The organism is Phenylobacterium sp., assembly GCF_031181185.1.
Classification (GTDB): domain Bacteria; phylum Pseudomonadota; class Alphaproteobacteria; order Caulobacterales; family Caulobacteraceae; genus Phenylobacterium.
In genome coordinates this window covers 1-11,032 of the sequence record NZ_JAPSKZ010000121.1, presented here as the reverse complement: position 1 = coordinate 11,032, position 11,032 = coordinate 1, and the positions used below count along the sequence as shown (strand labels likewise).

Here is an 11,032-nt window from a genome sequence, read left to right as displayed (position 1 = left end):
GAGCGGGTGGGCGAGGTGATGACCCGCTTCGCGCCGGCGCCGCTCATGCGCCTCAGGCTCTAGGTTCGGCTCAGGGCGCGCGGCCGACGCCGTACGCCTGCTGTCCGTAACGATCCGCGTCCGCGGCCGCCACGCGCGCCTGGACCGCGAAGGCGGGGAGGACCTCGTCCAGCGGCTTCTCTTCCGGCAGGATGTAGAACACGCCCTTCGACATGCCGAAGGCGTTGCGGATGACGCTGTCGTAGAACGCCGCCGAGACGTTGATGCACCCGTAGGTGATGCGGTTGTCGGCTGGCGTCGGGGAGTTCAGCCGCTTCACGCGCCGCTCCTTGCGGTTCGTCGTGACCACGGGATGCAGCGAGATGGCCGTTCCGTAGTCGACCCACAGGGTCTCTTTTTCCTGGCCCAGTGCGGGGCCGAACCCGCCGACGAACCGGCCGGCAGGGGTGGTGCGCTCGTGGGGGCGGATCTTCGAGAGCGGTCGATCGCCGATGCCCGGGACCGAGTCGTCGCCCACGGCCTCGCCGATCAGCGCGGGCTCCGCGCCCAGAAGGGTGCCGTAGGACCCGAACACGAAGACGCTGGCGCTCGCCTTGTCGATGATGGCGAAGGGCAGGCCGGCGTTGTCGCCCGACGCCACGGCCCAGTCGGCCAGCTCGCGCACGAGCGGCGGCGGCGGCTCGGCCGCGGCGCTCTCGGCTCCGATCGGGGGTTCTTCGGCTCGGGCAGGCGAGCCGGCCGCGGCCAGGACGAACGGCAGCGCCAAGGCTGCCAACGCTACGCTACGAATACTCATACGAACCTGTCCTGGCGCGGAGGCGGAGCTCGGTCATCACGCCCGGGCTCCGCCGTTCGGCGACTAGTTGCGCGGCCGACGGGCCGTGGCTTGCTGCTCCATGGTGTCGACGCGGGTCGTCAGCTGGTCGAGGCGCTGATTGGCATTGCGCGCGTCGGCGGCCGCAGCCTGCGCGGCGGCGTTCGCGGCGTCGGCGCGCGCGATCGCGTCCGAGGCCTTGGCGTCCACCGCAGTGATGCGAGTGTTCACCATCTCGATCTGCTCGTCCACATAGCCCTTGGTCGCGCAGGCGCTAAGGCTGAGACCGCCCAAGGCGAGCACCGCGGCGGTGACGATGGGCTTCATAATGGGGCGCATGTCCACTCCCTCTGTCTGGCTGGATGTTCAGTCCGCCGGACGGCGTCCTGAATGTCGTGAAGTTCCGAACTCAACCCTCGCCGAGCCGGCCGGCGTTGCCGGGACCAAGCTGGGCTGCGTGGAAACTCTGAAGCTTGCACGTAAGTTCCAGCGATGTCGGGCGTCCGACGTAGGAGCCCGCGTCAGGCGCGCGCCGCCCGCATGGGGCGCACGTCGGCGCGCTCGACTTGGACCTGGTGCGGATAGGGGAAGTTGAGCCCCCGCGCATCGAAGGCGTCCTTCACCTGCTTGATGAGGTCATAGCGGGTGTCCACCCAATCATCGGGCGTCGCCCAGCAGCGCAGCGTGACGTTCACCGCGCTGTCGGCCGTGGCGGTCACCTTGGACCAAGGGGCGGGATCCTTCAGCACGCGCGGCTCGGCCTCGGCGATCTCGACCAGCGTGCGGAGGGCCAGGTCCAGGTCGTCCTCGTAGTCGACGCCGAAGGTCAGCTCGATCCGCCGGCGACCGCCCCGGTCGTAGTTGACGATCATATCGCCGAACACCTTGCCGTTCGGCAGGTACAGCGTCAGCCCGTCGTAATCGGTCAGGACGGTGTTGAAGAGATCCATCCGCTTGACCTTGCCCTGGCGGCCGTTCAGCTCGACGCGGTCGCCGACCCGATAGGGGCGCTGAAGCAGCAGCATGACGCCTGCGGCGACGTTGCTGAGCGTGCCCTGCAGGGCGAGGCCGACGGCCAGGGACGCGGCCCCCAGGACCGCCAGGACCGACGTGGTTTGCACACCCAACTGCTGCAGCACGGCGATCAGGCCGACGGCGATCACCAGGTACTTCACGACGGTCGAGACGAAGACCGCCAGCGTCCGGTCGGTGGGATGGCGCCGGTGCGCCGGCAGGCGTGAGATGCCACGGTCGACCAGGCCCGCGAGCCGGCCTGCCAGCCACAGGGTCACGGCGAGGATCAGCAAGGCCACGATCAGGCGCACCGAGAAGGCGCTCAGCACGCCTGCGAGGTTTCGCAGCATGACGGGATCGCCGCTGAGCGCCATGCCGAGCATCTCGCCGAGCGGTTGGGCGGCGTTCTCGGTGGCGGTGGCCGTGGCGTCGGCAGGTGCGGCCATGCGATCGAAGCTCCAGCGGTCGGGACCTCAACAACGCATGGGCGCGGCGAGCGGCGCCGCGACTAATCGTCGGTCAGCTGCCGCCAGCCGACGGCGCGGACCCTGGCCGGCCCGAGCGCGCCCGCCAGGGGCGGCCGGATGAAGAGGCCGGCGAACGCCCGATCGCGCACGTTCAGCCCGCCTGCGTAGGCCCCGAAGGCGGGAAGGATCGCACGCTCGCCATCGGTGACGAAGCAACGCCGCCGCACCGTGCCGCGGGGCGAGCGGACCTTCGCCGCCGGATGCAAGTGGCCCGCGACTTCGCCTGGCTGAGCGCCGGGCCGGGGCTCGTGGCGCAGGATCAGGCCGCAGAGCGAAAGCTCGTCGGCCGTTTCGCCCGGCAGCGTCTGTGGGCCGTCGGCGTCGTGGTTGCCGATCACCCAGATCAGGCGTCGGCCCCGCGCGAGGGTTCGCAGCCGGTCGGCGTCGTCCAGCGCCAGGCGCTCCTCGGAGGTGCGGTCGTGGAAGCTGTCGCCCAGCAGGATCACCACGGCCGCGTCCGTGGCGGCGACCTCGGCTTCCAGGCGGGCGAGCGTCTCGCGCGTGTCGTAGGGCGGCAGCATCTGGCCGCGCCTGGCGTAGCTGGAGCCCTTCTCCAGGTGCAGGTCCGCGACGATCAGGGCGCGCTCGGCTTGCAGCCACAGCGCCCCGGAGGCGCGCATCACGACCGCGGCGCCGCGGACGCGCGTCGCCAGTCCGCCGCAAGGGCTGGCGGCGAAGTCGTAGGCGAAGACGGGTGAGACATCGTTCACGGACTTAGGGCCTCGGCGATCAGTTCCTCTTCGGCCTCGGCCAGCATGATCTCGGACGCGCCGCCGGGCGAGCGCTCCTTGCCGATCTCCAGCAGGATGGGCACCGAAAAGGGCGAAAGGTGCTCCAGGGGCGCATGGCGGATGCGGCCCTGGATGCGCTCCAACAGCCCGCCCAGGCGCGCGACGTCTATGAGGCCGGTCGCCGCATCGGCCCGTGCGCACTGCAGGAGCAGATGGTCGGGCTCGTGGCGGCGCAACACGTCGTAGATGAGGTCGGTGGAGAAGGTAATCTGCCGCCCGGTCTTCTGTTGCTCGCCCGGGAAGCGCCGTTCGATCAGCCCTGCGATGATCGCGCAGCCCTTGAAGGCGCGCTTCATCATGAAGCTCTCGGCCAGCCACGCCTCCAGGTCGTCGCCCAGCATGTCCTGGGCGAACAGCTCGTCGAAATCGAGGCCGTCCATGGGCTTCAGCGCCCAGATGGCCATGGCGTAGTCGTTGCAGACGAAGCCCAGCGGCCCGACGCCCGCGCGTTCGAGCCGGCGGGTCAGCAGCATGGCCAGCGTCGTATGCGCCAGGCGGCCCTCGAAGGGATAGCAGACCAGGAAGTGCCGCTGACCTTTCGGGAAGGTCTCGAGCAGCATCTCCTCCTCGGCGACAATCAGCGAGCGGTCGCGCTGAGCTTCCAGCCATTCGCGGGTGTCGGCCGGCAGGACGCCCCAGTGGTTCTGGTCGAACATCAGCTGGCGCACGCGCTTGGCGAGATAGGTCGAGAGGGCGAACTTCGACCCGCCCCAGGACGGCATCTTCGGGTCGCGGTCGTTGGCCGGCCGGACCAGCACGTCGAGATTGGTCACCGCCTCCAGCGCCCAGACCTGGCCCGCGAAGACGAAGGTGTCGCCCGGATCCAGCATCTCGAGCATGCCTTCCTCGACCTCACCGATCTTGCGGCCGCCCCGCCCGCCGCGGCCGGCCATGCGCACCGCCAGCACGGCGGGCGAGACGATGGCGCCCACGTTCAGCCGGTGGCGCTGGGCGGTCTGCTGGTTGCGCACGCGCCAGCGGCCGTCCTCGCCCTTCACGATCCGGCGGAAGCGGTCGTAGGTCTTCAGCGCATAGCCGCCGGTGGAGACGAAATCGACGACCTGCTCGAAGTCCTCCCAGGAGAGGTCGCGATAGGGACCGGCGGTCCGCAGCTCATCGTAGAGCTCGAGCATGTCGAAAGGCTCCGCGCAGGCGCAGCCCATGACGTGCTGGGCCAGCACGTCCAGCGCCCCCACGCGCGGCGGGTCGCCGTCGAGGCGGTTCTCGGCGATGGCTTCCCGCGCCGCCTGGCACTCCAGCATCTCGAAGCGGTTGGCGGGCACGAAGATGGCGCGGCTGGGCTCGTCCAGGCGGTGGTTGGCTCGCCCGATCCGCTGGACCATGCGCGAGGCCCCCTTGGGGCTGGCCAGTTGGATCACCAGGTCGACGTCGCCCCAGTCGATGCCGAGGTCGAGGGTGGAGGTGCAGACCACGGCGCGCAGATCGCCTCTGGCCATGGCGGCCTCGACCTTCCGGCGCTGTTCGGCCGCGAGACTGCCGTGGTGCAGGGCGATCGGCAGGGCGTCCTCGTTCAGCCGCCACAGCTCCTGGAAGGCGAACTCCGCCTGGAAGCGCGTGTTGACGAACACAAGGGCCGTCCGCGCCCGCTTGATGGTCTCATAGACCTCGGCCATGGCGTGCTGCGCGGTGTGCCCCGCCCAGGGCACGCGGCCCTCGGAGAGCAGGATGTCGACCTCGGGTTCGGCGCCCGGCGGGCCGAGCACCAGGTCGACATCGCGCCCGCAGCCCATCCAGCGCTTGATCACCTCCGGATCGTCGACGGTGGCCGACAGGCCGACGCGGCGCATGTCCGGCGCGAGCTGCTGGAGCCGGGCGAGGTCCAGCGCCAGAAGGTCGCCCCGCTTGGACGCATGCAGAGTGTGGATCTCGTCCAGGATGACGCATCGCAGGTCCTGGAAGAACAGCCGGGCGCCCTCCCAGGCGCAGAGGAGGGCCAGCTGCTCAGGCGTGGTCAGCAGGATGTCCGGCGGCTTGAGGCGCTGCCGCTGCCGCCGTCCGATGCCGGTGTCGCCGGTACGGCTCTCGGCGGTCACGGCCAGGCCCATCTGCAGGATGGGCGTATTGAGGTTGCGCTCGACGTCCACCGCCAGCGCCTTGAGTGGCGAGATGTAGAGGGTGTGCAGCCCTCGCGGACTGTTGGCCGGCGGCCGTTCCGAGATCTCGATCAGGCTGGGCAGGAAGCCAGCCAGCGTCTTGCCTCCGCCGGTGGGCGCGATCAGCAGGGCGTCGCGACCCTGCCGGCCCTTCTCGACCATCTCCAATTGGTGGGCGCGCGGACGCCAGCCCCGGCTATCGAACCAGGCGTCGAACCTCGGCGGCAACAGAGCGGGGGCGGCGGCGTCAGCCATCCCGAGGCCTATAGCATGTTCCCGCTTCGTTTCGTGAGCCCTGTCAAAACGCTGCCGTCTTCCTAAGTTCTAAGGCTAGAACAAAGCCCACATGCGCCTCGTCCAGTCCTTCATCACCGTCGCCATCGTCGGCCTTGCCGCCTGTTCGCAGGGGGCGCCCGGCATGAAGAGCGCGAACGCCGCGCCAGCCATCCGCAGCGCGGCCGGCTTCCCGGCCCCTGACCGGCCGGTCGCCTCGACCGTGGCCGACACCTGGAGCTCGGGCCCGGACCGCGACGCCGCCGACGAGTCCGGCCAGCTGATCCGCGGCCTGGGGATCGGGCCCGGCATGGCCGTCGCCGACATCGGCGCGGGCTCGGGCTACCACACCCTGCGGCTCTCGCCCGCCGTGGGGCCGCAGGGCGTCGTCTATGCCGAGGACATCAACGAGTCCTACGTCGCCGGTCTGAAGCGGGAGGCGGCGCGCCGGGGGCTCGCCAACGTCCGCATCGTCGTCGGCACGCCGGAAGATCCGAAACTGCCGGCGGGCGGGGTCGACCGGGCGGTGCTGGTCCACATGTACCACGAGATCCAGAACCCCTACGCGCTGCTCTGGAACCTCGCGCCGTCACTGCGGCCGGGCGCGCGCGTTGGCGTCATCGACGTGGACCGGCCCACGCAGAACCACGGCACGCCTCCCGGCCTGCTGGAGTGCGAGTTCGAAGCCGTCGGCTATCGGATGGTGGACTTCCAGCGCCTGCGCGGCGGCCTGGGCTATCTAGCGGTGTTCGAGCCGCCGGCGCCCGAGGCGAGGCCCCGGCCCCACGACATCCAGGCCTGCGACGCGCCGACCTAGAAGCAGTCAGGAGCGAAGGGTGCGTCCAGAGGGCCCATCGCCGGCGCCCCGTACGGACCCATGCAGTAGCCCAGCGCGCCACGGCCGCGTGTCGTGCCGACCGCCACGCTGACGTGGCCGCTCTTGCCGACCGGGTAGTGGGCGGTGACCCGGGCATGGCGATAGCCGTGGGTGCCGACCCCCACCTCGAACGAGCCGCGCACGCGCCGCTCAGGTTCGATCTCAGCCTCGTCCATGGCGGCCATCTCCTCGGGCGAGGGTTGGGCGGCGGGCGAGCTGCGGATGAAGTCGTCGATCTGCTCGGCGGTCGAGCGCGGAGGAGCCGGCGGCGTCGCCGCCGCGGGAACGATTGGCGGCGCCGTGGTCTGGACTTCCGCTGCGGCGGTCGGCGGCGCGCCCGATGCGCCGGCCGTCGCCATCGGCCCGTCAGGCGCCTCGGCGGCCTGGGCCGCGCCCGCCAGCGCCAGGGCGAAGGCGGCGATGGTCGCGCGTCGGCTGCAAATCGTCATGGCTCCACCGGAGCCCAACAATGGGGCGCATACAAGGCCATTCTTCGCGGTAAGCTGGGCCGTATGATCCGAACGTTCACCTTCGTGCTCGCCCTCGCCCTGCCGATCTCGGTCGCCGAGGCCCAGACGGTGGTGGTCGTTCGCCACGCGGAGAAGGCCGACGGCGGGCATGATCCCGATCTCTCGAGCGCCGGCCACGCGCGCGCCCAGGCCCTGGCGCAAGCGTTGAAGGGCGCTCGTCTCACCCACGTGCTGACGACGCCGCTGAAGCGGACCCAGCAGACCGCCGCGCCGGCGGCGCAGGCGGCAGGGGTGGCGGTCACGCCCATGGCGCTGGGCGGCGGGGCCGCGGCGCACGTGGCCCGCGTCGCGGCGGCCGCGCGGCAGACGTCCGTCGACGGGACGGTCCTCATCGTCGGCCATAGCAACACCGTTCCGGAGATCGCCCGGGCGTTGGGCGACGCCGCGCCTGAGCCGTTGACCGAGTGCGACTACGACCGGCTGACCATCATCCAGCTTGGCGGACCCGCGCCCAAGACGATCCACGCCCGTTATGGCGCGCCGACCGAAGCCTGCGCCGCCAAGCCCTGAAACGAAAAGGCCCTCCCGCGAGGGAGGGCCGATCCGCGCCTGTCAGGCTAGGTCTAGAAGACCTCGAACAGGCCGGCTCCACCCATGCCGCCGCCGATGCACATCGAGACGACGACGTTCTTGGCGCCGCGGCGCTTGCCTTCCTGCAGGATGTGGCCCGCCAGGCGGGCGCCGGTCATGCCGAAGGGGTGGCCGATGGCGATCGAGCCGCCGTTGACGTTGTACTTCTCGGGATCGATGCCGAGCTTGTCGCGGCTGTAGAGGCACTGGCTGGCGAAGGCCTCGTTCAGCTCCCACAGGTCGATGTCGTCGATCTTCAGACCGTGGCGCTCCAGAAGGCGCGGGATGGCGAAGACCGGACCGATGCCCATCTCGTCGGGTTCGCAGCCGGCCACGGCCCAGCCCTTGAAGACGCCGAGCGGGTTCAGGCCCCGGCGTTCGGCTTCCTTGGCTTCCATGAGCACGACGGCCGCGGCGCCGTCCGACAGCTGCGAGGCGTTGCCAGCGGTGATGTACTTGCCGGGGCCCCGCACCGGCTGCAGGCCGGCGAGGCCTTCCAGCGTGGTGTCCGGGCGGTTGCACTCGTCGCGGTTGACCACGTAGTCGACGATGGACTCTTCCTTCGTCTCCTTGTTGACGACCTTCATCTTGGTCTTCATCGGGACGATCTCGTCGGCGAACTTGTTCGCCTGCTGGGCGGCGGCCATGCGGCGCTGGCTTTCCAGCGAGTACTCGTCCTGCGCCTCGCGGCTGACCTTGTAGCGCTCGGCCACGATGTCGGCGGTGTCGATCATCGGCATGAAGATCGCCGGATACATCTCGGTCAGCTTGGGATCGAAGTTCTCGGCGCTGCCCGGGCCCGGGTTCGGCATGGAGATCGACTCCACGCCGCCGGCGACCACCGCGTCAGCGCCGCCGTTGCGGATGTAGTCGGCGCCCATGGCGATCGTCTGCAGGCCCGACGAGCAGAAGCGGTTCACCGTCACGCCCGAGGTGGTGATCGGCAGGCCGGCCAGCAGGCCCGCCTGGCGGCCCATGTTGCCGCCGCCGTGGGCGACGTTGCCCATGAAGACGTCCTCGATCTCGGCCGGGGCCACGCCCGAGCGTTCCACCGCGTGCTTCACGGCGTGCGCGGCCATCGAGACGGTCGGCGTCATGTTGAACCCGCCGCGGGCGGACTTCGCCAGCCCGGTCCGGGCGTACGAGACGATGACGGCTTCGCGCATTTTAAATGATCCTCCGGAAGAATGGGACGTGGCGCTTTTAAACGAGCGTTGGAACTCGGGCCAACCTTTGCATCCCGCAACGGAAATGGCTAGGGACGGCCCCGCGTCCGCACGACTGCGACGCCGCTCCGATGACCGTGGGTGATCCCGAATGGCGGCCGCAAAGCCTCTCCGCACAGCCTGCCTGATCCTGGCCCTCACCGCCGTCCTGGCGGCGTGCGGCCGCGACGGCGGGGGCGACCGTCCGCCCGAGCGCGGTGACGTGGCGGTGGCGCGGGTCGACGGCAAGACGGTCTGGACCTCGGACGTCAAGCGCGAGGCGGTGGCTCAGGGCCTGATTGGCGAGGGCGAGCCGCTGGACCCCTCATCCGAGCTGTTCCGGCGCGTGCTGGACGAGGTCGTGGACCAGAAGCTGCTGGCCGCCGAGGCGCTGAAGCGGAAGCTGGACAAGGATCCGGTGGCCCAGCGCCGCCTGGCCGCCGCCAGGGACCGGATCCTCGGCGACATGCTGGTCGAAGACGTGGTCGCCGACGCCGTCACCGAGAACAATATCCGCGGCCTCTACGAGGAGCAGCAGAAGCTGGCCAAGCGCTCGGAGGAGATCCGCGCCCGACAGATCGTGCTGGCCAGCGCCGCGGACGCCGAGGCGGTGAAGAAGCTGCTGGCGACCGGCGCCTCGTTCGAAGCCCTGGCGATGGAGCGTTCGCGCGATCCGGCCACGCGGTTCAATGGCGGCGACCTGGGCTACTTCACGACCGACGTCATGCCCGAGGCCTATGATGCGGCCCTCAAGGACGCGAAGCCCGGCCACATCGTGGGCCCCTTCGCGGTCGATAACGGCTTCGCCCTGGTGAAGGTCGAGGACCGGCGCCTCGAGCAGCCGATCACGCTGGAAGCCGCCCGACCGCAGATCGTGCGCTTCCTGACCTATGACCGTATACGCGACTTGCTGGAAAAGCTGCGCAGCAAGGCCAAGATCGAGACGCTCGTGAAGCCGCAGGATGGCGCACCGCGCGCGACCCCGCCGGCCGACGCGCCCAAGACCCAGCCCGCCGCCCCGAACAAGGGAACCCCCTCATGAGCCGCAAGCCCACGACGTCCAAAGCGGCCCAGCCGAAGGGCGGCGCCTCGAAGCCGGCCAAGGCGGCCAAGCCTGTTGAGGTTGTCGGCCAGACGCTGGAGCGGGCCTTCGACCCTCTGACCAGCGCCATCAAGCGCGCGGCCCTGAAGCGGGCCGACAAGCTGGCCCACGCGTTCGACCGCGAGCCCGCCGCCCCGGCCTCCCCGGCCAAGGTGGACAAGAGCGCCATGCCGGTCTCGCCCCTGGCCGTGCCGTTCCCGCGCATGCAGCCGATCGGCGGGGTCCTGCTCGCGACCGGCCGGGCCGGCTTCTACAAGCACGACCGCGAGGACCTGCTGGTGATGGTGTTCCCGGAAGGCGCCAGCGCCGCCGGCGTCTTCACCCGCCATGGCGTGGGCTCGGCGCCCGTCGACTGGTGCAAGCGGCACCTGGAGGCGACGAAGGGCGAGGGTGCGCGCGCCCTGGTGGTCAACGCCGGCTGCGCCAATTCCTTCACCGGCAAGCCCGGGGCCGACGCCGTCCGCCGGGTGGCCGCCGGCGTCGCCAAGCGCTTCGACTGCCGCCAGCGCGACGTGATGGTCGCCTCCACCGGAGTGATCGGCGTGCTGCTGGACGACACCAAGATCACCGGGCGCCTGCCGGACCTGGAAGCCAAGCTCGCCGCCGACAACTGGGGCGCGGCGGCGCGGGCGATCATGACGACCGACACCTTCCCGAAGGGCGCCTACGCCGAGGCCAAGATCGACGGCGTGACGGTGCGGATCGGCGGCATCTGCAAGGGATCGGGCATGATCGCGCCCGACATGGCGACCATGCTGGCGTTCGTGGCGACCGACGCGGCGATCTCGCCGGCGGCGCTGCAGAATCTGGTCAACCTCTACACGCGCAACACGTTCAACGCGGTCACGGTCGATGGCGACCGCTCGACCAACGACACCCTGCTGCTGTTCGCGACGGGGCAATCCGGCGCGCCGAAGATCAGCCGCGCCGGGGACAAGCGCCTGGCCGACTTCCGGGACAAGCTGGAAGGCGTGCTGATGGATCTCGCCCACCAGCTGGTGCGCGACGGCGAGGGGGCGACGAAGTTCATCAAGGTCACGGTGACGGGCGCCGAGACCGCCGCCTCGGCGCGCAAGATCGCCAAGTCGGTCGCCGACAGCCCGCTGGTGAAGACCGCCTTCGCGGGCGAGGACGCCAACTGGGGCCGCATCGTGATGGCGGTGGGCAAGGCCGACGAGCCGGTGGACCGCGACTCCATCAGCGTTCGGTTCGGCG

11 protein-coding genes are annotated in these 11,032 nt (G+C 70.4%); 4 read left to right on the top strand and 7 right to left on the bottom strand.

Features of this window, described 5'->3' with window-relative positions; genetic code table 11:
- Positions 1-70 precede the first annotated feature (70 nt).
- From RIF93_RS14360 to RIF93_RS14340, 5 genes are all read right to left on the bottom strand, one after another.
- Positions 71-796 carry a L,D-transpeptidase gene (locus tag RIF93_RS14360; protein ID WP_309092135.1) on the bottom strand — a complete coding sequence of 242 codons (726 nt, stop codon included), beginning with the start codon at positions 794-796 and terminating at the stop codon, positions 71-73.
- Between the two features lie 63 nt (positions 797-859).
- Positions 860-1,153, bottom strand: coding sequence for a hypothetical protein (locus RIF93_RS14355; protein WP_309092134.1), 294 nt, complete (start codon positions 1,151-1,153; stop codon positions 860-862).
- 182 nt (positions 1,154-1,335) lie between these two features.
- Positions 1,336-2,274: a mechanosensitive ion channel family protein gene (locus RIF93_RS14350; protein WP_309092133.1), complete on the bottom strand. Its 939-nt coding sequence runs from the start codon at positions 2,272-2,274 to the stop codon at positions 1,336-1,338.
- Positions 2,275-2,336: 62 nt separating this feature from the next.
- Positions 2,337-3,065 (bottom strand): ligase-associated DNA damage response endonuclease PdeM, encoded by a 729-nt coding sequence (gene pdeM, locus RIF93_RS14345; protein ID WP_309092132.1) that lies wholly within the window; start codon positions 3,063-3,065, stop codon positions 2,337-2,339.
- Positions 3,062-5,515 carry a ligase-associated DNA damage response DEXH box helicase gene (locus RIF93_RS14340; protein ID WP_309092131.1) on the bottom strand — a complete coding sequence of 818 codons (2,454 nt, stop codon included), beginning with the start codon at positions 5,513-5,515 and terminating at the stop codon, positions 3,062-3,064. Before RIF93_RS14340 ends, pdeM begins: the two co-directional genes overlap by 4 nt.
- Positions 5,516-5,606: 91 nt before the next feature.
- On the opposite strand from RIF93_RS14340, the gene RIF93_RS14335 reads away from it, so the two are divergent.
- Positions 5,607-6,350: a methyltransferase domain-containing protein gene (locus RIF93_RS14335; RefSeq protein WP_309092130.1), complete on the top strand. Its 744-nt coding sequence runs from the start codon at positions 5,607-5,609 to the stop codon at positions 6,348-6,350.
- Here RIF93_RS14335 and RIF93_RS14330 read toward each other — a convergent pair.
- On the bottom strand, positions 6,347-6,859 hold the full coding sequence (locus RIF93_RS14330; RefSeq protein WP_309092129.1) for a hypothetical protein: 513 nt from the start codon (positions 6,857-6,859) through the stop codon (positions 6,347-6,349). The genes RIF93_RS14335 and RIF93_RS14330 overlap by 4 nt on opposite strands.
- 63 nt (positions 6,860-6,922) lie before the next feature.
- Here RIF93_RS14330 and RIF93_RS14325 point away from each other — a divergent pair, with 63 nt between their 5' ends.
- Entirely contained in the window at positions 6,923-7,450 is a 528-nt protein-coding gene (locus RIF93_RS14325) for a histidine phosphatase family protein (RefSeq protein ID WP_309092128.1), read from the top strand.
- Positions 7,451-7,503: 53 nt separating this feature from the next.
- Here RIF93_RS14325 and RIF93_RS14320 read toward each other — a convergent pair whose 3' ends face one another.
- Entirely contained in the window at positions 7,504-8,676 is a 1,173-nt protein-coding gene (locus RIF93_RS14320; protein WP_309092127.1) for an acetyl-CoA C-acyltransferase, read from the bottom strand.
- Between the two features lie 151 nt (positions 8,677-8,827).
- Here RIF93_RS14320 and RIF93_RS14315 point away from each other — a divergent pair, with 151 nt between their 5' ends.
- Positions 8,828-9,757 carry a peptidylprolyl isomerase gene (locus RIF93_RS14315; protein WP_309092126.1) on the top strand — a complete coding sequence of 310 codons (930 nt, stop codon included), beginning with the start codon at positions 8,828-8,830 and terminating at the stop codon, positions 9,755-9,757.
- A partial coding sequence (argJ, locus tag RIF93_RS14310; protein ID WP_309092125.1) for a bifunctional glutamate N-acetyltransferase/amino-acid acetyltransferase ArgJ occupies positions 9,754-11,032 on the top strand: 1,279 nt, incomplete at its 3' end. The genes RIF93_RS14315 and argJ, both read left to right, overlap by 4 nt.